The sequence below is a fragment of the Tepidibacter sp. Z1-5 genome (assembly GCF_037844525.1).
In the GTDB taxonomy this organism is placed as follows: domain Bacteria; phylum Bacillota; class Clostridia; order Peptostreptococcales; family Peptostreptococcaceae; genus Tepidibacter_A.
Genome location: NZ_JBBMMD010000022.1, coordinates 74,105 through 98,525 on the forward strand (window position 1 = coordinate 74,105; position 24,421 = coordinate 98,525).

The window sequence follows — 24,421 nt, forward strand, 5'->3', positions numbered from 1 at the left end:
CATCCCTCACATTAGTTAATTTTTATTTTTTCAATAGATATTTCGAAGATTTTATTTAAATCTTCCTTTATGTTTTTATGTTCAGCATCTTTTACTTCATTAAAAACCTGTTTATAATTTTCATCCTCTTTTAATTGTATTTTTTCTTTTGTTTTATTATTACTATTTTCACTAGTTTTTAAATCTTTTATAATCAAATTTTTCTCACCATTCTCATCAGTTTCTATATCTGTTAATTCATATCCAGACTCCTCTAATTTCATATTTATACTCTGTTTTAAATAATTATCGTAATTAGACATTATTTCTTCTTCATCTATCGAGCTTTTAGAGATCATCTGCTGCTTATATTCATATTGAAATTGATTAAACTGTTTTAATATTTGATCTTCTATATTCATATCTTTTGAGACTACATTTAAAACAGGTGCTATAACTATAAATATGAATATAAAGTTTAAAACTATATTTATGTACTTTTTAAAGCTTCCCGTAGGTATTAATATGTCTATAACATTTATAACAAACGCAGCAATCAATATACTACTTATCCATTGTTTTATACTATTCATAAAGACTTCCCCCTACATTCTCGTTACATTTCCAATAGATGCAAGTATTGCTATTGTTATAAAGAACATGATTCCAACAGCAACAACTGAAGATAAAATTATTATCATAAGATTTGCCATTTCATTTAAATATGTAGATATATTATCATCAGATATAGGTTCTACGATTATAGATGAAAACTTATAAACAAGTATAATAGATACTATTTTAAATATCGGTATTAAGCATATCCCTACAAGTATTACAAGAGCTGCCGCACCTAAGACACTTTTTAATAAGTACGATGATGAAAGTAGTATTTCTATAGAATCAGATACAAATCCTCCTACAACTGGAATAAAATCAACAGCAAATTTAATAGTCTTTATAGAAAACTTATCAAATGAAGTAACGTATATTCCTTGAATAGATATTATCCCAAGATATACAGTTAATAAAAAACCCACAGTAAACACGCTTATCTGTTTAGTAAAGTTATATAGTCTCTTAAGGTTTATATTGCTGGATATATTATTTATTATAAGTATAGAAAACGAAAGTGCCATTATTACCATTAAAAATGTCTTAAAAACTATATTTATAAAAACTATACCACCTAAAAATATAGGACTTAAAGATGCCGAAGTAACAGGAAATCCTAAAGTTACTAAAAAAGCCATTTCAATAGGAATTGCTATTTGCATGAAATTTACCATATTGTCTATCGTTACTCTCGCTATTTCTAGAACATCTTTGTATCCCATAAATGTTATTGATATTAAGAGCACAAAAACTGTATAATTCGATACCTTACTTATAGCAGTTCCAGAAAATGAATTATCTAAGTTTTTAAGTATTGCTGATATCAATGATAGAATTAATATAGTAACTAAAATCTTAAAATTAAATTTAATTTCTTTGAATAAATAATTTTTCACCTGTGCTTTATCTATTATTTCTAATATGTTTTTTTTGCCCTTCATAACATCTATGATGAAATCTTTTAAATTAACGTTCTTAATTACTTGCTCATTTTCAAAAGTTTTTTGCAATCTGTCAATTTGAATAGTTTTTAATTGGTTGTCTATGTACTTATTTATGTCTACTTTTTCATCACTTTGTGCATATGCTAGATTTGTCATCAAGAAAAACATAATTAAAACTCCAACAAACACTCTTTTTTTCATAAGTAATCTCCTAAGGAATAATATTTACTATCGTATTAAGTATTGATAAAAGTATAGGAAAAGATAGTGTAAGTATTATTACTTTTCCACCAAATTCAAGCTTAGTAGCTATAGCTCCTTCCCCACTGTCTTTACACATTTGAATAGCGAATTCCATCAAATACGATATACCTACTATTTTTATTATTGTAGAAAAATACATATGGCTTATATTTATTTTCTTAGTCAAATCATTTATACAGTTTATTACATAATTTATCTTGTATATAGATACTGTAAATATAGCAACCCCTGTAATCAGTGCTATAGCCATGCTTATCTCCGGCTTCTCTTTTTTAAACAATACAGATAGCATAGTTCCAATAAATGCGACCGCAATTAATTTTGTAAATTCCAATCTACCACTTCCCTTTAATAAAGATTGAACATAGTCTTTACAGTGTTAAATAAATTACTAATTTCTTTTATCACTATCATAAGTACGAGCACAACCCCTGTAAGATTTGCAATATAAGCCCATTCATCTTTACCAGCCCTTGTTAAAACAGTATGAAGTATAGATAAAAGTATACCAATACCTCCTATTTTGAAAATCAGATCAACATTTATACCCATAAAATTTCCTCCCTTTTATAATTTTCATTTTATTATAAAAATATTATTACCAGTAAAAATCCCATGGTTAAGCTCAGTTTTTTATACAATATACCTTTTGTTTTAATTTCTAAAAATGCTTCTTTCTCATTTTTTTTCAAATTTTCAATAGCAAGATCTATTATTCTTTTTTGTGAATAATAATCACTTTTTCCAAGATTATTTATTAAATTAGTTATTTCATCTATTTCACCTATACCTAGATTTGTTTTTTGATATATTACAGGAATTGATTCCTGTAATATATCATCCAAGGTGTTATTATTTTCTTTAAGTTTTATACTTAAAGTTTCGAAAAAGTTACTTATACTAAACTCTTTTTTGTGCCCTATATTTTCAAATACTTCCTCTAATGTGTACAAACCAAATTCAAGTTGCATATTCAACACTTCAAATACTTTTACAAGGTCTGCTATATCGCTGTGCTTTTTTTTAAACGACTTATAAATTTCCTCTCCTAATAAGAAAAAACATATTAGTATAAATACAATAAGCACTATTTTAAGCAATGAATAACCACCTCTTTTCTTCTAAATCGTATATTTGCTCTATTGTACCTGCCCCCTTTTTGCAAGACAGTACAATAACTCTTTTGAATAACTCTTTATCTAAAAGTATATTTAATTCCTTTCTATTTCTAATATCTTCTATTCCATTACCATGAACAGATGTTATAAGCGATACCCCTCCATTTAAAGCGGAATATAAAGATTCTATTTCCTTAGTACTACCTATCTCATCTGTAACTATTACATTTGGAGACATACTTCTTAAAACCATCATAATTCCTACACTTTTAGGACAAGACTCTATTACGTCAGTTCTTATACCTACATCCTTTTGAGGTATTCCGTGGTAAGACCCACAGATTTCATTTCTTTCATCTATAACCGCAACCTTTATTCCCTTAAATTTGTATTCATCAATACCTGTACTTATATTTCTAACCAAATCTCTTATAAGAGTGGTTTTTCCGCACTGCGGAGGAGATATTATTAAAGTATTGTATATTTCATTTGAATTTTTGATTATATATTTAATTACATCTTTTGAACAATTCTTTATTTCTCTTGAAACCCTTATATTTAAAGATGATATATGCTTTATATTTTTGATTTCATCTTTATCTAAAATTGCTTTTCCACCAATACCTACTCTATGTCCACCTTTTATTGTTATAAATCCCTTTTTTATATCATCTAAAAAAGAATGTATAGAGTACTTACATATAAGCTGAAATGTATGCTCTATATCCTCTCTCGTGCTTATATAGCAGTGTCGTTCATTGTCATAAAACTTATCATCCTTTATATTAAAAAAATAATCCCTGTTATTCATATTAACTATTAACGGTCGATTGACCCTAAGCCTTATTTCTTCTATATTGCTTATAAATTCATAATCAGCATTTATGAAAAATCGTTTAATCTTTGGACTTAATGAATTTATAATTTCCTCAGAAAGTTTATTCATAAACTCGTCCTCCTCCCTATTTTTAAATAATATTATGTTAATAACAAAAATATGCATAAAAATTTCGCTTCATGCTAACACATAGTTCATATCATCAATTTAAAATAAACTGTTTTTCATTAAATATTAGATCCATGATAATATTACCACATTACATTTTTTCGACATTTATTGACACGAAATCTTACGAAATATATAATATCCAATACAAACACAAGTATTGAGAAAGGAGATAAATCATGAATACAATAAAAAAAGTTAATAAAAAAATAATTATGATTATAACTGTAGTTCTTATTGTCTTTGGTGCTGCTAATGTCTATGCTACTACAGTTTTAGGTACAGATATTATTACTCTTATTCAAAAAGGAATTAATTCACTAGAAAGTGGACTATTAGTAGAAACAGAAAATGAGCTTAACAGAATTAGTGAAGAACAACAACAGCAATTAGATTTTCATATTCAAGCAAAAGCTCAAGAGATAATTGAGGAACTAAAAAAATATCAAAATGAAGAGATTGGTCGTGCTAATGCAGAATTAAATGAATATGTTAAAGAATTAAAATTAGCAGTAGACCAAGAAATTGAAGGAGAAAAACAAAAAACAAAAGATAAAATCAAAAATAAAGTAGATGAGATAAAGAAAAGAGAAAAAGAAAATATAAAAAATAAACTTAAAGACTCTATCTCAAATCATTTCCAAATAAACGAAACACAAACTTAATAAAATTTATGATTTCTAAAAAAGATACCTCCTAAAAATTCTAGGAGGTATCTTTTTATGATGATTAAAGATGGTATTTTATAAAGCAAAATTATGTTTATATAGACTTTTGAATCAATCGTTTCTTCTTTATTTCAGCAACAATCCATATAATAATAGGTAGAATCACTTGAAATGGAAAGGCGTAATATGGATATATTCCTTTATTCCATTCCCAATAAGACATTACACTATCAAATTCAAAATAAGATAAATTAAGTATAAGTAAAGCTATAGGAGTTACAATAAATCGGTAATAATTATATCCAAAAATTCTAGTGAATCCTTTACATGCAGCCAACAATGTTATGCTTACTTTAATAAAGCCTCCTAATATAAATACCAAAGCACCTAATACTTCTAATCTTTGTATAAATTCACCCATACTTATTCTTGTAATAGCATAGTAAGAAGGATAGTATAATGTTGAAGACAAATCTACTCCTAAAACTAAAATATCAGTTAAAGAAGACAAAGAAACTAATATTCCTCCTATCAATAAACCTAGAATATAGATTCTATAAGGCGATTTTTGTGTTTCGAATTCAGAAAAAGCCATTGTAAACGCTACAGTTTCAGCAAAAGGTATTGAAATTGCTCCTAATGCTCCTTTTAAAACCGGTTTTATACCATTATATAAAACCGGTAGAATATTATTTACATTCATACTAAGGGTTAATAATAATACCGTAATAAACATAATAATAGTAACTATAGTCAAAAAAAGCTTTGACCATCTACCGATGGTTTCGATTCCTTCTTTTACCGCCCAATTACATAGTATTATTAAGCTCATAATTATAATAATTATAGGTGTCTCACGAATTGAAACAGTTTTAATAAAATTACCAAAATCTCTTAAAATCAAAGATGTTAAATCAATCATATACCAAGTAAATAATACTATGATTATTTTTCCAATAAACCTACCAAAACAAAATTCTATAATATCAAAAAAATCTTTTTCTGGAAAAAGATAATGAATTCTCGAATATACAGCCATCATAGGTAATGACATAAAAATAGCTAAAATAGTAGCTAGCCATAAATCTTTTTCAGCTTCAAGTCCCATCACCAGTATTGAAGATTCACCCACTATAAACAAAACGATAATCGATATACCTTGCTTATTAGAAATAACTTCTTTATTCACTATTTTTTCCTCCAAAATATAGTAATTACTATCTAAATCATTTACTCAAATATTCGAATTAAATAAATTATTATATAGTTTTCCCACATTAGTCAAATGTATTAAAGAACTTTCTAAAAATATTAATCCCATTAACATACTACATCTTTAATTCACAATAACTATCTATTGCGAAATTAATAATACCTTACCCCTATGATTTTTCTAACACTTGTATTTGATTCATTATAGCTACCTAGATTTCGTACAAACGAAATCTGGGTTATTTTTTTAGGGTCTGTGGGTTATTAAAAACCATAGACATATCAGATTATGCTCAAGCAGATAAAACTGCTAGGGTATATGAGATTCCAAGCACTGTTAGGAATAGGATTATAATAGTTCAAATACTAACAAAACAAGGAAGATTTAAATACTCTCACCTTATCACATTAGAAACCTTAGAACTACTAAGTTTTATGGAATATATGCTTTTCTGTGGATGGTTTTTATAACTCATAATCTTATTGTATTATTTAAAGAAACATATTAAAAAACAAATGGCATTAAAATGTTAGCGAATGATTTAAATATTTTTGTATAAAACTTGAATTNATTTAAGCAACGGAATTCATTAGAATTCGTTGGCGCTATGAGCATAAGCGAATTTTATTAAAAATATTTACAACATTAGCGGTATTTTAATGTCATTTGTTTTGGGATTAAGAGCTATAATTTTTCCAAATTAGAGATTTGATCAATTGGTATTTTATAGTGAATAAATAATTACATTTGTACGAAATTTAGGTAGCTAAAATTATTCGGTTTACTGTGTAATTTAAAATATTTCCAACATTCATAGTATAAGATACGCATCCTTCTTTTTTAATGTATTATCACATCCTTACATAGTTTAGAATATATTGATTTTGTGTAAGAATTTTACAACATATCATGAATAAGGAGTTGATTTTAAATGGCAGATAATCCAAAACTTTGTGAAGGTACATCTTATAAAAATTTAAATTGTTGTGATAAAAATATAGGTATTTCAGTTGTCCAACCAGAATGTCATTGTTTACCAGATGGCAGCGTTGTTACAAATCCTTGTTATGTATCTTCTACCAATAAATCTTTTTGGACATATAAATTAATAACAGACTGTAACGATACAACAATACCTATAACTTCATTCATTATTCCTATATGTGCAATTATAAATGCAGAAATGTTAATTGTATGGGAAAAAATTGATGGATGTGGTGAATGGACTTCTATACCTTATACATTAGTTAATACTGATCCTATTTTTGGAGATGCACCACAAGGTTTTCAATTTGTAAAAATAGAAATTAATGATAGATATACTAATGGAGTTTCTGTTGCTTATAGATTAGAATTAAAAGGAAACTTCCCTGTAGCAACGCAACCTATATCAGTTTATACAAATTCAACCCCCCCAACAGTTTTTGATTGTAATGGAGGATTTTTAGTTCCTGAATGTAACCCTCAAGGTAAATTGTCTATATATAAAGATGCAACTACTATTATCCAAAATAACCAAGCTACACTTGAATACCGTGTGGAAATAGATAATATAGGTAATGCCACTTTAGAAAATGTTGTGCTTTCAGATATTCTTTCTCTTCCTACTCAATTAACACCAGGAACAATCACTACTGTCCCTGATACTTTAAATGTTGTTATTAATCCAAGTGGACGAATTGATATAAATGGTAGTTTAGGTAAATTAGACCCCGGTGGAGAAATAATAGTAACTTACAACATTCCAGTAGCTGGCATATCATCTCCTGGACAATATACAATAAACAATCTTGCTACTGCATCAGCCGAAGGTACAGAAGCATCAGCTACAGCTTCTATTTTTCTTGATGCTGTTCGCCTAGAATCTGATAAATGTTGTAATGTTTTAGATAATGGTTTGGCTGAATTTAAAATAAGTATAACTAATGTAGGAGATTCTCCTAATACTAAAGTTAGTATATTAGATGATCTTATAATTCCAACAGGTGTAACAGTGAGATTTTCAGATTTTGCTGGTTGTAGTGCTGTATTTGCAAATACAGGAGAGCCTGTTCCAATTAATAGCGATATTTCAGGTAATGTTGATATTAGAATCACTTGTGATAATATAGATATACCAAAAGGAGCTAGCGCACAAAAAATCATGAAATTTAAATTAGTATCAAGTTCAGTATCTGGAAGTACTATTATTAGAAATGAACTTGAACAAGTCAATCCAACAACTCCAAATACTCAAATATTCTTAGGAACTGGCGTTTTACCTATACAAGTTGGTATAAAAGTTCTATTAAGTCTTGAATGCGAAAAACCTTGTTAATTAGTTTTCTTATTAAACAAAAAACAGTATATGCTTTTGCATATACTGTTTTTTTATTTAATTTATTCATATTTTTTAAATGCAAGTGTTCCATTGTGTCCACCAAATCCTAATGAATTAGTAAGAGCACATTTAACTTCCTGTTGTCTTCCTTTTCCTACAACATAATCAAGGTCAAGTTCTGGATCTTGATTTTCAATATTTATAGTAGGAGGTATATATCCTTCATTTATAGCTAACGAACAGATTATAGCTTCAATAGCTCCAGCTGCTCCTAATAAATGACCTGTCATAGACTTAGTTGATGATACAGCTAAGTTATATGCATGATCCTTAAATAAAGATTTAATAGCTAAAGTTTCATTTCTATCATTAAGATAAGTACTAGTTCCATGAGCATTTATATAATCTACATCCTCTATTTTTAGTCCTGCATCATTTATTGCCATTTCCATAGATCTAGCAGCACCTTCTCCTCCATCTGCAGGAGCTGTCATATGGTATGCATCTGCTGTTAATCCATATCCAACTAATTCCGCATAGATCTTAGCATTTCTCTTTTGAGCATGCTCTAATTCTTCTAGAATTAACATACCTGCTCCTTCTCCCATTATAAATCCATCTCTGTCTTTGTCAAACGGTCTTGATGCTCCTTTTGGATCATCATTTCTAGTTGACATTGCCTTCATTGTACAGAATCCAGCAACAGCAAGCGGAGTTATAGGACTTTCTGCTCCTCCTGAAATCATAATTTCAGCATCTCCTCTTTGGATAGCTTTAAAAGCGTCTCCTATAGCATGAGTAGACGATGCACAAGCAGTAACAACACTTGTATTAGGACCCTTAGCTCCACACATTATAGATATTTGTCCTGAAGCCATATTAGTTATCATCATAGGTACGAAGAATGGACTTACTCTCTTTGGTCCTTTTTCTAATAATCTTTTGTGCTGTTCTTCTAATGTCTCTATTCCACCTATTCCTGATCCTACTATAACTCCAAATCTGTTTTTATCTATATTATCTGTATCGATATTTGAGTCTTCCATTGCCATTTTAGATGCAGCAACTGCATATTGAGTGAATCTATCCATCCTTTTAGCTTCTTTTTTATCAATAAAATCAGAAGCCTCAAAATCCTTAACCTCTGCTGCTATCTTAGTTGCAAATTCAGTAGTATCAAATCTAGTTATTTGATCTATTCCACAAACTCCATTTTTAATGTTATTCCAGAATACGTCTGTTCCTATTCCAATAGGAGTTACACACCCTATACCCGTAACCACAACTCTTCTTTTCATATTAGTACCTCCAAAACTACTTATTTAGATTCGATATATTTTACTATTTCTCCTATGCAAGTAAACTTTTCTGCTTCTTCATCTGGTATTTCTATTTCAAACTCATCTTCAAGAGCCATCATTATTTCAACTGCGTCTAGTGAATCTGCTTCTAAATCTTTTATTAAAGATGTTTCTAATTTAATCTCATCTACATTGTCTACTCCTAATTGATCTGCTACTATATCTCTCACTTTTTCAAACATAATAAATACCTCCTAAATTTTTATTATATATTTTGATTTTTTTATTGCATTACCATTCCACCATCGACATTAATAGTCTGACCTGTTACATAAGAAGACATATCACTCGCTAAAAATGCAGCTACATTAGCTACGTCTTCTGTTTTACCCATTTTTTTCATAGGTATGCTACTTTCATAAGCTGCTTTTACTTCATCCTTTAATACATCTGTCATATCACTTTCTATAAATCCTGGAGCTATAGCATTTATAGTTATATTTCTAGATGCAAGTTCTCTCGCTGTTGATTTTGTAAAACCTATAACCCCAGCCTTAGAAGCACAGTAATTTGATTGACCTGCATTTCCCATAACACCAACTACAGATGCCATATTTATTATTTTTCCATATTTTTGCTTCATCATAGGTCTAGTTACAGCCTTTGTACAGTTGAATACACCTTTTAAGTTTACAGATATAACTTTATCAAAATCTTCTTCTTTCATTTTCATTAAAAGTCCATCTTTAGTTATACCTGCATTATTTACTAATATATCTAATTTCCCGTATTCATTTATAACTTCATTAACCATATTTTGAGATTCTTCAAAATTAGATACATCACATTTCACAGTAAAGCATCTTACTCCCATATCTTCTATTTCTTTTTTCGCTTCAAGTGCAGATTCTTCTCTTGAAGTATAATTTATAGCTATATCAGCTCCTAATGAAGCAAATTTTGTAGCTATTGCTTTTCCTATACCTCTTGAACCTCCAGTTATAAGAGCCACTCTACCTTTTAAATCTATCATCACTTAGCCTCCTTCATATCTTGTATAAACTTTTCTAAAGTAGCCGCATTTTCTACATTGTAGATGTTTACTTTAGCTGTTAATTTTTTAGATATTTTATTTATAAATCCTTTAAGAGTTTTTCCAGGACCTATTTCAACAAAAGTATCAAATCCATCTTTTATAAGTTTTTCTATAGAATCTTCCCATAATACAGATGAGCTTACTTGCTTTACCAAAGTATCTTTTATTTCATTATGCTCAACATATGTTCCAGTAACATTAGTTACAACAGGTGTTTTAAAAGAATTTATCTTTATATTTTCAAGTTCTCTTTTTAGGTTTTCTCCAGCCTTATTTAACATAGAAGAGTGAAAAGGTGCACTTACATTTAATATAACCGCTTTTTTAGCTCCTCTTTCTTTGCAAAGACTAGCAGCTTTTTCTACAGCCTTTATTTCTCCAGATATTACTATCTGTCCTGGGCTATTAAAGTTAGCAGCCTCAACTATTCCTTCACTAGATACTTCATCTAACACTTGCATAAGTATATCTCTATCAAGACCAAGTATAGCAGCCATAGTACCTACACCTTGAGGAACTGCTTCTTGCATATACTTACCTCTTTTTTTAACAAGCTTTACAGCTTCCTCAAAAGATAGAGCACCAACCGCTACAAGAGCAGAGTATTCTCCTAAAGATAGTCCAGCACATGCATCAAATTTCACATCAAGTTCATCTTTTAACACTTCAAGTAGAGCCGTACTTAAAGTAAGTATTGCCGGTTGAGTATTTTCAGTTTTAGTAAGCTCCTCATCAGGACCTTCAAACATTAAAGATTTTAAGTTCATATGTAAAACTTCATCAGCTTTGTCAAATATTTTTTTCGAGACTTCATAATTTTCATATACATCCTTACCCATACCCACATATTGTGATCCCTGACCCGGGAATACAAAAGCTATTTTACCCATATAAATACCTCCTACAAGCTCAAGTTAGACATTATATCCTTAGCTTCATTCATCATATCTTCTATAATGTTTTTACAAGATTTTATATCATTTACCATAGCAGCACTCTGACCTGCCATTACAGAACCATTTTCTATATCTCCATCTATAACAGATTTTCTAAGTGCGCCTACGCCTTTCTCATCTATATAAGCAGTATCTGCTCCTTCTTTTTCAAGCTTTATAAGTTCTTTCATAAGCTTATTTTTTAAAGCTCTAACAGGATGTCCTGTGCTTCTACCTGCAACTAGGGCATCTCTATCCTTAGCATTTATAATAGCATTTTTATAATTTTCATGTACAATACACTCTTCGCTACATACAAATTTAGTACCTACTTGAACAGCACTAGCTCCTAATGCAAATGCAGCAGCGATTCCTCTTCCATCAGCAACTCCACCAGCTCCAATAACAGGTATACTCACTGCATCTGCAACTTGAGGTATTAATACCATAGTCGTAAGTTCTCCTATATGTCCTCCAGCTTCTGTTCCTTCTACAACAACAGCATCTGCTCCACATCTTTCCATTCTTTTGGCAAGAGCAACCGATGGAACAACTGGAATTATCTTTGTTCCTATTGATTTTAATTTTTCCATATACTTTGCTGGATTTCCTGCTCCAGTAGTTATAACAGGTATTTTTTCTTCATATACAACTTCCATAACTTCGTCTACAAATGGAGATAACAGCATTACATTAACTCCGAACGGCTTGTCAGTAAGTTCTCTAGCTTTTTTAATTTCATTTTTTATAACATCAGCAGGAGCATTTCCAGCTCCGATAAGTCCAAGTCCTCCCGCATTAGATACAGCTGCAGCAAGTTCAGCAGTTGCTATCCACGCCATTCCCCCCTGAATTATAGGGTATTTTATTCCTAAAAGTTCACATACTCTGTTCATCTTTTCTCCTCCTAGATACTCCATTTAATAACACTCGAAGCCCAAGTAAGTCCTGCTCCAAATCCTACTAAAACTATATTGTCACCTTTTTTTATATTTCCTTTTCTATAAGCTTCATCAAGAGCTACAGGTATAGATGCTGCAGACATATTACCGTATTCATGTAAGTTAACATATATTTTTTCCATAGGCATTTTAAGTCTTTTTGCAGATGCCTGTATTATTCTTATATTAGCTTGATGCGGTACTACATAATTTATGTCTTCTTCATTCAATCCAGCTATTTCTATACTCTTTTTAGCAGAATCTCCCATGACTCTAACTGCAAATTTAAATACTTCAGATCCTCCCATTTTTATGTAATGAAGTCTATCATTTATGCTTTGCTCACTTGCAGGCATTCTAGAACCACCCGCAGGCATTTTAAGGCATTCTCCACTTGCTCCATTAGCTCCTAAATATGTAGATAAAATCCCCTCATTTTCATCCACTTCTCCTAAGATAGCAGCACCTGCTCCATCTCCAAATAATACACAAGTGTTTCTATCTGTCCAGTCCATAATTTTAGATAAAGCTTCCGCACCTATTACAAGTACTTTCTTATACATACCAGTTTCTATAAAGTTTTTCCCTACGCTTAATGCATATACAAACCCTGAACAACCAGCTTCTAAGTCAAATGCTGCTGCATTAACAGCTCCTATATTTTTTTGAACAATACAAGCAGTTGATGGAAATAACATATCAGGAGTAACAGTTGCCACTACTATAAGATCTATTTCTTCTGGATTTATTCCAGAGCTTTCCATAGCTTTTTTAGCAGCAATAGTTGCTATATCTGAAGTAGCCATATCATCTTCAACTACTCTTCTCTTCTTTATACCAGTTCTTGAAGATATCCATTCATCAGTTGTATCTACCATTTTTTCTAAATCAAAATTAGTAATAACTTTATCTGGAACATAACTTCCTGTAGCTAATATTCCTGCTCTTTTCAATTTATTCAATCTTATCCACTCCTAATTTATCTATTTTAAACTTTATTTCATTAAGAACATTTCCATTTGCAAAGTGTATCCCTTGCTTTATTGCATTTTTTATAGCTTTAGAGTTAGAACTTCCATGTGCTTTTATAAGACCTCCATTTACTCCAAGCAGCGGTGCCCCTCCATATTCGCTATAATCGAGATTTTTCTTTAGTTTCTTAAGATCATCTTTTAAAAGCATGGCTCCTATCTTAGTCTTCATATTAGTTAAAAAAGTATCTTTTAACATAGAAAATACCGACATAGCCACTCCCTCTGTAACCTTTAAAACAACATTTCCTGTAAAACCATCACATACTATAACATCTGTGTACCCATAAGGTATATCTCTTGCTTCTACATTTCCTATAAAGTTTATATCTTCATTATTTTTTAATAAGTCATAAGATTTTTTAGTTAAATCATTTCCTTTTCCTTCTTCTTGTCCCACATTCACTATAGCAACCTTAGGATTATCAAGTTCTAATATTTTACTTGCATATACAGACCCCATAACTCCAAATTCCAGTAAGTTTCTAGGCTTACAGTCTGCATTTGCACCAGCATCTAATAGTATAGACATTCCTTCTTTGTTAGGTAAGAAAGTACAAAGTGCAGGTCTATCTATGCCCTTTATTCTACCAATTACGAAAAGCCCTCCAGCTAAAAGTGCGCCAGTATTTCCAGCAGAAACTATAGCATCAGCCTTTCCTTCTTTAACTAAGTTAAGAGCTACTACCATAGATGAATCCTTCTTACTTCTTATAGCCTTTACTGGTTTATCTTCATTTATTATTATTTCACTCGTGTGAATTATCTCCAATTTAGTTTTATCAAATTCATACTTACTAAAATTTTCTTCCAATATATTTTTATCCCCTGTAGCTATTATATCTATATTAAACTCCTTTATAGCATCTACTACACCTTCAACTGTAGAGTAAGGAGCATTATCTCCTCCCATGCAATCAACTACTATTTTCATATTCACCACTTCCTTTAATTTATTTCATCGAATATGAACTTGCCTCTAAAAACTTGTTCATGATTTTTATTATTTATTTTAACGTGTACATAATGTTTTTTATCTCTAACTCTTATCACTTCAGCTTTAGCTATTAACCTATCATTTGCTTTTATAGGATTTATATTCTTTATATTAGCAACTCCCATTAATACAACAGGTGCATCTACAACAGCCATTGCTAATGATTCAGCTTGAGCAAATACAAAATGACCCTTTACTATATTAGTCTTAGAATAAACCATATGATCAGTCGTTTCAAGTATTGAAATACCTAAGCTTCCAACATCTAAATCTATTATTTCTCCAACTATTTCCTTGCTTCCTATAGTTTTCACTTTATTTATATTATTTTCAGCAACAAGCTTTACTCTCTCTCTCAGTTCAGGTATTCCAAGTTTAAGTCTATCCAATCTTATAGTCTGTATACTAACACTAAAATAATCCGATAATTCTTCATCTGTATAAAAAGGGTCTCTTTTTAACATTTGGGAAAGTTCTGTCTGTCTTTCTTGTTTGCCTTTTCTTTTCACATCATCCACCCCTAAATTATATACTAATATTAGTACCAGCTACTAATATTAGTATATAATAATTAGTCATATAAATCAATAGAACAAAAATAAAAAGCATGTAGTTATAAACTACATGCTTTTTATTATTTAGCTACTACTTCTTTACCTTTATAGTATCCACAATCCGGGCATACTCTATGTGATAATTTCGGCTCATGACACTGTGGGCAACTTACGAATCCAGTTGCTACCATTTTTGAGTTAGCTGCTCTTCTTGAGTCTCTCTTTGATCTTGATGTTTTACGCTTTGGTACTGCCATTTATCCCACCTCCTTAGTCATTTTTAAATAAGTCTTTTAATTTAGAAAAACGGGGATCAGTAAATTCTTCGTCATTATGACAATTGCATTTTTCTTCATTTAAATTAGCTCCACATGAATTACAAAGACCTCTACATTCTTCATCACATGTTATTCTTTCTGGAACATTTAATATAAAAGTATTTTCAATTATATTTTTAAAATCTAATTCGTCCCCATTGCAAACAATAGTATCTTCATCTTCTAAAACACAATCTTCATCTTCAACTATAAAAGCTTTAACATCATCTTCTATGTTGACTTCAACATCTTTTAAGCATCTGCTACAAGAGTCTACAACAGAGAATTTAATATTACAATCCAGATAAAGTTGTCTATCGATATTAGTTATTTGCCCATCAACTTCAACAGGAGAAGTTAATCTGTAGTTTTTACCACAATAACTAATATTATCAATTTTTTCAGAGAAATTCAAGTCTAAAACTGTTATTTCTCTTTTTATTAATCTAGATAAGTTTATCTTCATATTAATCACCTCAATAATACACTGCAAAATTTATTATACAAATGCTTAATTAGTTTGTCAAGTATTTTTACTTGATAGACAATAAAAAAGGTAGGTCAATACCTACCTTTTATTAGTAAAGTAATTTATTTAACTAATTCAAGAGTATCTCTTGCTATCATTAACTCTTCATTAGTAGGCACTATTAAAAGCTTAACTTTAGAGTCATCTGTACTTATAACTGTATCTTTTCCTCTAACGTTATTCTTTTCTTTATCCATCTTCATTCCTAAACCTTCAAGTCCTTCACAGATTTGCTCTCTCATAGATATAGAGTTTTCTCCTATACCTGCAGTGAATAAAACTACATCTACTCCACCCATTTCAGCCATGTAAGAACCTATATATTTTTTAACTCTCTTACAGTAAGCATCTAATGCTACTATAGCTTTTTCATTTCCTTCAGCTGCTGCATCTTCTATATCTCTAAAATCACTAGATATTCCAGTCATTCCAAGAACACCTGATTTTTTATTCATTAATGAACTTAAACCATCAGCATCTAATCCTTCTTTTTCCATTATAAATGGTACTATAGCAGGGTCCATATCTCCACATCTTGTTCCCATTATTAATCCTTCAAGAGGAGTGAATCCCATAGAAGTATCTTTACATACTCCACCGTCAACAGCAGCAATACTTGCTCCATTTCCTAAGTGACAAGTAATTATCTTTAAGTCTTCTACATTTTTACCAAGCATTTCAGCTGCTCTTTGAGATACATACTTGTGAGATGTACCGTGGAATCCATATCTTCTAACTCCATACTTTTCATATAACTCATATGGTAGTCCATAAAGGTAAGATGATTTTGGCATAGTTTGATGGAAAGCAGTGTCAAATACTCCAACCATTGGAACTCCTGGTAATATTTCTTGACAAGCGTTTATTCCTATTAAGTTAGCTGGGTTGTGAAGAGGTGCAAGTTCAACACAATCTTCTATTCCTTTTTTAACTTCATCATTTATTACAACAGAAGTTGCAAATTTTTCTCCTCCGTGAACTACTCTGTGTCCAACAGCAGAAATTTCCTTCATATCTTTAATTGCACCATATTCTTCATTTACTATAGAATCTAAAACTATCTTAATTGCATCTTTATGATCTTTCATAGGCTTTTCAATAGTTACTTTATCTTTTCCTGTAGTTTGATGCTTAACTACAGAACCTTCAATTCCTATTCTCTCAGCTAATCCTATAGCCATAACACTTTCATTCTCCATGTTTATTAATTGATACTTTAAAGAAGAACTACCACAGTTAATAACTAATATGTTCATATATTTGCTACCTCCCAATATTATTTTTATGTATATATATACATTACACAACAATCTCAACATAAATTAATATAGCATTTTTCACTCAAATTGTACACAAAAAATAAAAAATAAAGTCATTTAAATATTCATTAAAATTCAATATTCTATTAACATTCTACATTTTTTTCAATATTCCTTCTTTATATTTTAAAAATATCAATCTACATACATTAATATTTCTAAAAATACAAAACTTAATTCATAGAAAGTATGATTTCTATAATCAAAGCCTCTAGAAATGATACTTTCTATATTATATAATTTAATAATAACCTCAAAAGGAGATATATATGAAAGTTTTAGGATTAATTGTTGAGTATAACCCATTTCACAACGGTCATATGCACCATCTTTTAGAATCAAAGAAACAATCAGGCGCTACTCATACAGTAGCTATAATGAGCGGTCATTTTTTACAAAGAGGAGAGCCCGCTTTATTTGATAAATGGACAAGAGCTAAGGCTGCTGTTGAATCAGGAGTTGATCTTGTAATAGAACTACCTACTTTATTTGCAACCCAAAGTGCTGAATTTTTTAGCCATGGCGCCATATCTACATTAAATAGCACAAACTCAATAGATAGTATCTGTTTTGGAAGTGAAATAGGAGATATCGATATTTTGTATCAAATAAGTCATATATTAGTCGATGAACCTCTAGAGTTTAAACAATACCTTAAATATTATTTAAGTGAAGGCCTATTATTCCCCACTGCAAGAGCTAAGGCTTTATTTAAATACATCAGTAATAACAAAACATTAAATATAACAGAAGATAGTTTATACGAGGTTTTAAATAGTTCTAACAACATACTAGGAATTGAATATATAAAAAGCATAATCAAATTAAAAAGTTCTATAAAACCATATACTATAAAAAGAATTAAATCAGAATATAATTCAACAGATATAAACAGTTCTATATGCAGTGCTACTGCAATAAGAAAGTATTTAAAATCAAATAAAAATCTAGAAGATTTAATAAATGTAATTCCAAATACAACATACTCTATTATGCAATCTCAAATAGATAATAACTTTAATCCTGTATTTGATGACCAATTTTACGAGATATTAATAGGTACTATATTAAGAGAAGAGAAAAATATAAATAAATACTTTGACGTGAACGAAGGAATAGAGAACAAAATAATAAACTCTGTAATGAACACATCATCACTCTATGAACTTCTTATGAGTGTGAAATCCAAAAGATATACCATGACTAAAATCAAGAGAATACTTACAAATATACTTCTTTCAATAACAAAAGAAGACGTCATGAAGGCTAAAAACATAAATACCATGCCTTATATAAGACTCCTAGCCTTTAACGATAAAGGCAGAGAAATAATCAAAAATATAAAAAAGAACTCAGATGTCACTATAATAAACAAACTAAGTTCAGTAAATGTTAAAGATGAAAATATGAGCTTATTTTTAAATTACGATATAAAAAGTACAAATCTGTACAATCTTATGTATTACAAAAATAGAAAAGACCAGATTAAAGGATATATGGATTATTACATATCTCCTATATACGTAAGAAAATCTTAATTGTATAGACTCACACCTTCTTAGATTATATGTGAGTAATCAAAACTATCTATAAAAATACCGTGAATGTAACGATATTTTGAATACAACTAAGCTTTTGTCTTATTAATAATCTTAAAATTTACGAACTCCCTACGGTCAGACACGCAAATTTCTTAACGGATTATTAAACGACAAAATCAAGTTATATTAGTCAAAATATCCAAAAACATTCACTAACATTTTTATAGACAGTTTTTTAAATCAATTCATGTATTATAAAATGAACCTTGCCTCACTATAAAAAAATTTTTGTTGAATTTTTTAAATTACTTTTTTAAAACAGTATATTTTTGAATATATTAAAAGATTAAGAACTGTACCCACAAAATGAAGGGTATTAAAATATATTCACGGTATTTTAATACCCTTCATTTTGGATTAAGGAATAAATTTATTTATTGATTTTCTATTCTTTCAGCTAAATCATTCAAATATTCCCATCTCTCTAGCTTTTCTTCTAAAACAATTTCTAACTCCTCTTTTTGCTTAGTTAGCTTTTGTAACTTTTCAAAATCACTTCCACATCCATTTATAGATTCATCTATATCAGATATATCACTTTCTAGTTGTTCAATTACTCCATCTATTTCTTCATATTCCTTTTGCTCTTTAAATGTAAACTTAAGTCTTGTATCTTTTTTCTTATATGAGTTCTTATCTTTCTTTTCAACAACTTCCTTTATAACGACCTCTTCCTTTTGACTGCAAAAATCTCTATAATTTGAATAGTTTCCAACATAATGTTCTATAGTAGAATCGCCCTTAAATGATAATATTTTATTTACAACTCTATCTAAGAAATATCTATCATGAGATACAGTTATAACACTACCATCAAACCCATCTAAATATTCTTCAAGTATTGTCAACGTCTGAATATCCAGATCATTAGTTGGCTCATCTAATATAAGTACATTAGGAGATTTCATCAGTACTCTAAGTAAGTATAATCTTCTCTTTTCTCCACCAGATAATTTGGATATTAAAGACCACTGTGCATCTTTAGTAAATAAAAACCTTTCAAGCATAGTCGATGCACTTATATACTTATTATCAGCTGTATACATACCCTCTGCCTGTTCTTTTATATACTCTATAACCCTAAGATTTCCGTCCATATGTTCATTTTCTTGAGAAAAATATCCAACTTTAACAGTAGCACCTATATCTATACTTCCACTATCAGGCTGTATATTCCCAACAATCATATTTATAAGAGTTGATTTTCCACATCCATTGTCTCCTATTATACCAATTCTATCCCCTTTAGATATTGTGTACTCAAAATCGCTAAGTATCTTCTTAGAATCAAAACTCTTTGATATATTATTTATCTCTATTACCTTCTTACCAAGCCTTGAGCTTCCAACAAACACATCTATGCTATTATCATCTATTTCAAACTTGTCCTCTTTTAACTGTTCAAATCTATCTATTCTCGCCTTTTGCTTAGTACTTCTAGCTCTTGCACCTCTTTGTATCCACTCTAACTCTTTTCTAAAAATACTTTTTCTTTTTCTCTCAGAGGCAATTAAACTTTCTTCTCTTTCCTGCTTTGACTCTAAAAATTTAGTATAATTTCCCAGATATGAATACAGCGAACCTCCATCCACCTCTATTATTTTATTAACTACCCTATCTAAGAAGTATCTATCATGAGTTATCATAATAAGAGAGCCTTTTCTATTATTCAAATATTCTTCAAGCCAAATTATAGTATCATTATCCATATGGTTAGTAGGCTCATCTAGTATGAGTAGATCACATGGATTTATAAGTGAGCTTGCAAGTGCTATTCTCTTTTTCTGACCACCCGATAAATATTGTATCTTATCATCAAAATTAGATATCCCAAGTTTTGTAAGTATGCTCTTCGCTTCGCTTTCCAGTTGCCATGCATTCATATTATCCATTTGTTGATTTAAATTTAAAAGCTTAGTCTGTAAATTATTATCTTCTGGATTTCGACTTAATTTTTCAAGTGTATATTCATATTCACTTATAAGTTTCATCACAGGAGATGTTCCTTTGAAAACCTGCTCTATTACAGTTAAATCTCCATCGAAATCTGGATTTTGTGGTAGATACTCTATATTTGCATTTCTAGCCTTCGTTATTTTTCCACTATCATAAGTTTCAACCTCAGCTATTATTTTTAGTAAAGTAGACTTTCCTGTTCCATTTATACCTAGTACCCCTATTTTTTCTCCTTCATTTATACCAAGAGAAACATCTTCTAACAGTTTTTTTTCCGAATAACTTTTGTATATATTTTCTATAGTTATTATATTCATAATCAATCATCCCTTTATTAGCAATAATATATTGTATTATAACATATTAATTTCATAATTTCTTCATAGACAAAAAGAATCCTGTTATATTATACAACAGGATTTTTACTTTAATTTACTTTTTCAAATAAGTACCTTCACTAGTAAGTGTTACTAATCCATCCTTATAAAGCCCACCTAAGGCCTTCTTAAACATTCCCTTGCTCATCTCTAAACTTTTTTGTATATGATCTGGAGATGACTTATCAGTTAAGTATAAAATTCCATCATATTTTTTTAGTTCATCCAATATTCTTTCCTTAGCTTCATCTATTTCTAGGTTTATTTTTTTTCTAATACTAACGTCTATTTTATTATCTTCTCTTATCTTCTTTACAAAACCTTTTACAACATCTCCAACTTTTAAATTTTTATATACCTCATTCTTGTATAAAAGTCCAAAATACTTTCCTTCTATTATAACTTTTACACCCATGTCCGTAAATTGATATATCATCATATCTACTTCTTGTCCTTCTGTAAGATCTATATCATCTTCTTCTATATATCTATTTATTTTTTGACTTGCTATTATCCTATTGCTCACATCATCTTTATATATACTAAAGATATACTTTTTATTTTTCTTTAATTTTTCTTTTTGTTGGCTATATGGAACTAATAACTCTTTCTCAAGTCCCCAATCTATGAATGCTCCATACTGATTTATATCCTTAACCTCTAAGAAAGCTATATCTCCCACCTTAGCCTTTGGGGTCTTTGTAGTAGCTAGATATCTATCTTCAGAATCCTTGTATACAAATACATTTATATTATCTCCAACCTCTAAGTCTTCAGGAACGTACTTTGTAGGAAGAAGAATTTCTCCAACTTCAGAATCCAAAAAGAATCCGAATTCCTTTTCTTTTACTACTTTTAATTCATTAAAATCTCCTAATTTAAACATGTATTTTCTCCTTTTATATTATTATTTCTTAAACTTTGCCAGAGCCTCCGCTAATGCTGAATTCAAACCTTGTTCATTCTCTGTTTTTTGTTTTTTTAAATATTTATTTACATCTTTTTTATTTACCTTATTACCTTCTTTTTTCTTTCTCTCGTTAAATTTAGATAATTTTTCTTTATGTCCACACTTGCATACAAATACTTTTCCTTCGCCTTGACCTCTAAGTTCTAATTTTTTAAAACAGTTTGGACATCTTGCATTAGTTTTTTTAGATATATTTTGTCTACATCCGCATTCTCTATCCTGACATATTAGTATTTTCCCATTTTTCGAGTTGACCTCTAACATATATTTCCCACATTCTGGGCACTTATTTCTAGTTATATTTTCGTGCTTGAATTTTTGATCACTATTTTTTATATCTTTAACTATAATATTTGTATACTCTCTCATTTCATTAGTAAAATCATCTTTTGTTAATAAACCCTTACTTATAAGAGCCAGCTTTTGTTCCCATTTAGCAGTTAATAACGGTGATTTTAAATCATCTGGAACAAGTTCCAAAAGTTGTTCGCCTTTTGATGTTATATGTATGTATCTACCTTTTTTCTCCATTAGAAAATTATTATATAATTTTTCTATAATGTCCGCTCTTGTAGCGACAGTTCCAATCCCACCAGTCTCTTTTATCGTATTTATAAGTTCTTTATTTTCATCGCACATATACTTTTGCGGATTTTCCATAGCAATAAGTAAACTTCCTTCATCAAATCTTGATGGTGGATTTGCATGGCCTTTAGTTTGGTATATATTAGATACATCAAACTCATCACCTACATTTAGATTACTTAACAACTCACTAACCATATTATTATCAGCTTCTGTGTTTTCATACACCTGTTTCCATCCCAGAGATATTATTCTCTTAGTTTTAGCTGTAAATATTTCTTGTCCTATTTTAATTTGTATAGTTATACTTTCATATTCAAATGGTTTATTTAATACAGCTAAAAATCGTTTTACAACTAAATCGTATATTTTGAACTCCTTGTCAGTCAATTCAGCAAAACCACTAGACTCTTCTGTAGGTATAATAGCATGGTGATCAGAAACCTTAGAATCATCTACAAATGTTTTATTTATTTTAATTTCTTTTTTCAAAATATTAAAAGCTATCTTTGAATATTTTCCAACTCTACAAGCCATAACTCTATCTTTTAAAGTATCTACTACATCTTCTGATATATACCTTGAATCCGTTCTTGGATATGTTAGTAATTTATGTTGTTCATATAATTTTTGCATTATAGACAATGTTTCTTTAGCTGAATAAGAATATATTTTATTTGCATCCGCTTGAAGATCTGTTAGGTTATAAAGGCTTGGTGCAAATGTTTTTTTTGTCTTTTTAACTATATTTTCAACTTTAGCTTTTTTATTTTTCAAACTATTTATTACACTATCGCATTTTGCTTTATCAAAAGTATTAGTATTTTTACTTTTACTATCTTGCCATATAAATTCAACATCATTTACAAAAGCTTTTATACCATAAAAATCCTTAGGTTTGAAATTTTGTATATCACTTTCTCTCTTTGATATCATAGATAGTGTAGGAGTTTGAACTCTTCCACAAGAAAGAGATGAATTATATTTGCATGTTAATGCTCTAGTTGCATTAATTCCTACAAGCCAATCTGATTCAGCACGTGCCGTTGCACTTTTATATAGATTTTCATAATTTTTACCAGGTTTCAAATTATTAAAACCATCCCTTATGGCTCTATCTGTAACAGATGATATCCAAAGTCTCTTTATGCTTTTTTTAACGTGTGCTTTTTCTATTATCCATCTTGCTACAAGCTCACCTTCACGCCCTGCATCAGTAGCAATTACTATTTCACCTACATCTTCTCTATTCATCTGTCTTTTTACCGTATTAAATTGTTTGTGCGTTTTATTTATAGTAACTATTTTTAATTTATCAGGAAGCATAGGTAGATCTTCTATTTTCCAAGACTTATATTTTTCATCATAATTTTCAGGAGGAGCCAATGTAACCAAATGTCCAAAAGCCCATGTTATAATGTAATTTTCCCCTTCTATGTATCCATTTTTATTTGAATTGCAATTTAAAACTCTAGCTATGTCTTTTCCAACTGAGGGTTTTTCAGCTAAAACCAATGTTTTTTTCATAATACTGTTCCTTTCTAAATTCATATCATACAGAGTATATAATATCACAATAAAAGCTTTTGTATTAGAAAAAGACTATGAAACATAGTCTTTTTTTATAAATTCCATAACTTATCAATACAAATCTTTCCCAGGAAATAAATTAAATAATCTTGCGTATATAATAGCTACTGCTAAAGTAAATTAAAATCTAAAATTGTATTAATCCACAGTAATATCCTTATTATTAATTCTATCCTTAATTACAAGTGTATATTC

At 29.6% G+C, this 24,421-nt stretch carries 24 protein-coding genes; 3 read left to right on the forward strand and 21 right to left on the reverse strand.

Annotated features, from left to right (window positions below):
* Nucleotides 1-11: 11 nt before the first annotated feature.
* The 6 genes from WJW32_RS05580 to spoIIIAA are packed head-to-tail and all read right to left on the reverse strand — an operon-like array spanning nt 12 to nt 3,866.
* The gene (locus tag WJW32_RS05580) at nt 12-572 is read right to left on the reverse strand and encodes a stage III sporulation protein AF (protein WP_340256213.1); all 561 of its coding nucleotides are present in this window, start codon (nt 570-572) and stop codon (nt 12-14) included.
* A gap of 12 nt (nt 573-584) precedes the next feature.
* Nucleotides 585-1,739: a stage III sporulation protein AE gene (gene spoIIIAE / locus WJW32_RS05585; RefSeq protein WP_340256216.1), complete on the reverse strand. Its 1,155-nt coding sequence runs from the start codon at nt 1,737-1,739 to the stop codon at nt 585-587.
* Nucleotides 1,740-1,749: 10 nt separating this feature from the next.
* Entirely contained in the window at nt 1,750-2,136 is a 387-nt protein-coding gene (spoIIIAD, locus tag WJW32_RS05590; protein ID WP_340256219.1) for a stage III sporulation protein AD, read from the reverse strand.
* A 14-nt stretch (nt 2,137-2,150) separates the two neighbouring features.
* Nucleotides 2,151-2,354 carry a stage III sporulation protein AC gene (gene spoIIIAC / locus WJW32_RS05595; protein WP_277730982.1) on the reverse strand — a complete coding sequence of 68 codons (204 nt, stop codon included), beginning with the start codon at nt 2,352-2,354 and terminating at the stop codon, nt 2,151-2,153.
* Between the two features lie 32 nt (nt 2,355-2,386).
* The gene (locus WJW32_RS05600) at nt 2,387-2,902 is read right to left on the reverse strand and encodes a stage III sporulation protein AB (protein ID WP_340256223.1); all 516 of its coding nucleotides are present in this window, start codon (nt 2,900-2,902) and stop codon (nt 2,387-2,389) included.
* On the reverse strand, nt 2,895-3,866 hold the full coding sequence (spoIIIAA, locus tag WJW32_RS05605; RefSeq protein ID WP_340256226.1) for a stage III sporulation protein AA: 972 nt from the start codon (nt 3,864-3,866) through the stop codon (nt 2,895-2,897). The genes WJW32_RS05600 and spoIIIAA overlap by 8 nt, the downstream gene beginning before the upstream one ends.
* A gap of 239 nt (nt 3,867-4,105) precedes the next feature.
* Between spoIIIAA and WJW32_RS05610 the strand changes: the two genes are divergently transcribed.
* Nucleotides 4,106-4,591 carry a hypothetical protein gene (locus tag WJW32_RS05610; RefSeq protein ID WP_340256229.1) on the forward strand — a complete coding sequence of 162 codons (486 nt, stop codon included), beginning with the start codon at nt 4,106-4,108 and terminating at the stop codon, nt 4,589-4,591.
* Between the two features lie 97 nt (nt 4,592-4,688).
* Here WJW32_RS05610 and WJW32_RS05615 read toward each other — a convergent pair whose 3' ends face one another.
* The gene (locus WJW32_RS05615) at nt 4,689-5,783 is read right to left on the reverse strand and encodes a GerAB/ArcD/ProY family transporter (protein ID WP_340256232.1); all 1,095 of its coding nucleotides are present in this window, start codon (nt 5,781-5,783) and stop codon (nt 4,689-4,691) included.
* Between the two features lie 955 nt (nt 5,784-6,738).
* Between WJW32_RS05615 and WJW32_RS05620 the strand changes: the two genes are divergently transcribed.
* Entirely contained in the window at nt 6,739-8,124 is a 1,386-nt protein-coding gene (locus WJW32_RS05620) for a hypothetical protein (protein WP_340256235.1), read from the forward strand.
* Between the two features lie 62 nt (nt 8,125-8,186).
* On the opposite strand, the gene fabF is transcribed toward WJW32_RS05620, so the two are convergent.
* The 11 genes from fabF to WJW32_RS05675 form a co-directional block, all read right to left on the reverse strand.
* Nucleotides 8,187-9,425, reverse strand: coding sequence for a beta-ketoacyl-ACP synthase II (fabF, locus tag WJW32_RS05625; RefSeq protein WP_340256238.1), 1,239 nt, complete (start codon nt 9,423-9,425; stop codon nt 8,187-8,189).
* A gap of 20 nt (nt 9,426-9,445) precedes the next feature.
* Nucleotides 9,446-9,670, reverse strand: coding sequence for an acyl carrier protein (gene acpP / locus WJW32_RS05630; protein ID WP_340256241.1), 225 nt, complete (start codon nt 9,668-9,670; stop codon nt 9,446-9,448).
* A 41-nt stretch (nt 9,671-9,711) separates the two neighbouring features.
* Nucleotides 9,712-10,461 carry a 3-oxoacyl-[acyl-carrier-protein] reductase gene (gene fabG, locus WJW32_RS05635; RefSeq protein WP_340256244.1) on the reverse strand — a complete coding sequence of 250 codons (750 nt, stop codon included), beginning with the start codon at nt 10,459-10,461 and terminating at the stop codon, nt 9,712-9,714.
* Complete coding sequence (gene fabD / locus WJW32_RS05640) at nt 10,461-11,414, reverse strand: ACP S-malonyltransferase (protein ID WP_340256247.1); 954 nt, start codon at nt 11,412-11,414, stop codon at nt 10,461-10,463. Before fabD ends, fabG begins: the two co-directional genes overlap by 1 nt.
* A gap of 11 nt (nt 11,415-11,425) precedes the next feature.
* Nucleotides 11,426-12,355: an enoyl-[acyl-carrier-protein] reductase FabK gene (fabK, locus tag WJW32_RS05645; RefSeq protein ID WP_340256250.1), complete on the reverse strand. Its 930-nt coding sequence runs from the start codon at nt 12,353-12,355 to the stop codon at nt 11,426-11,428.
* Nucleotides 12,356-12,366: 11 nt separating this feature from the next.
* Nucleotides 12,367-13,362, reverse strand: coding sequence for a beta-ketoacyl-ACP synthase III (locus WJW32_RS05650; RefSeq protein WP_340256253.1), 996 nt, complete (start codon nt 13,360-13,362; stop codon nt 12,367-12,369).
* On the reverse strand, nt 13,355-14,365 hold the full coding sequence (gene plsX / locus WJW32_RS05655) for a phosphate acyltransferase PlsX (RefSeq protein WP_340256256.1): 1,011 nt from the start codon (nt 14,363-14,365) through the stop codon (nt 13,355-13,357). Before plsX ends, WJW32_RS05650 begins: the two co-directional genes overlap by 8 nt.
* Nucleotides 14,366-14,379: 14 nt before the next feature.
* On the reverse strand, nt 14,380-14,937 hold the full coding sequence (fapR, locus tag WJW32_RS05660) for a transcription factor FapR (protein ID WP_340256259.1): 558 nt from the start codon (nt 14,935-14,937) through the stop codon (nt 14,380-14,382).
* Between the two features lie 125 nt (nt 14,938-15,062).
* Entirely contained in the window at nt 15,063-15,239 is a 177-nt protein-coding gene (rpmF, locus tag WJW32_RS05665; RefSeq protein WP_277730995.1) for a 50S ribosomal protein L32, read from the reverse strand.
* A gap of 13 nt (nt 15,240-15,252) precedes the next feature.
* Complete coding sequence (locus WJW32_RS05670; RefSeq protein ID WP_340256262.1) at nt 15,253-15,765, reverse strand: YceD family protein; 513 nt, start codon at nt 15,763-15,765, stop codon at nt 15,253-15,255.
* Between the two features lie 125 nt (nt 15,766-15,890).
* Nucleotides 15,891-17,084, reverse strand: a complete 1,194-nt coding sequence (locus tag WJW32_RS05675; RefSeq protein WP_340256265.1) for an acetate/propionate family kinase — start codon at nt 17,082-17,084, stop codon at nt 15,891-15,893.
* Nucleotides 17,085-17,416: 332 nt separating this feature from the next.
* Between WJW32_RS05675 and WJW32_RS05680 the strand changes: the two genes are divergently transcribed.
* Entirely contained in the window at nt 17,417-18,685 is a 1,269-nt protein-coding gene (locus WJW32_RS05680) for a nucleotidyltransferase (protein WP_340256268.1), read from the forward strand.
* Between the two features lie 437 nt (nt 18,686-19,122).
* Here WJW32_RS05680 and WJW32_RS05685 read toward each other — a convergent pair whose 3' ends face one another.
* The 3 genes from WJW32_RS05685 to WJW32_RS05695 all read right to left on the reverse strand — a co-directional run bounded on the left by WJW32_RS05685 (nt 19,123) and on the right by WJW32_RS05695 (nt 24,163).
* Nucleotides 19,123-21,021, reverse strand: a complete 1,899-nt coding sequence (locus tag WJW32_RS05685) for an ABC-F family ATP-binding cassette domain-containing protein (RefSeq protein ID WP_340256271.1) — start codon at nt 21,019-21,021, stop codon at nt 19,123-19,125.
* 115 nt (nt 21,022-21,136) lie between these two features.
* On the reverse strand, nt 21,137-21,967 hold the full coding sequence (locus WJW32_RS05690; RefSeq protein WP_340256273.1) for a CvfB family protein: 831 nt from the start codon (nt 21,965-21,967) through the stop codon (nt 21,137-21,139).
* A gap of 21 nt (nt 21,968-21,988) precedes the next feature.
* Nucleotides 21,989-24,163 (reverse strand): DNA topoisomerase III, encoded by a 2,175-nt coding sequence (locus tag WJW32_RS05695; RefSeq protein ID WP_340256276.1) that lies wholly within the window; start codon nt 24,161-24,163, stop codon nt 21,989-21,991.
* Nucleotides 24,164-24,421: the final 258 nt, after the last annotated feature.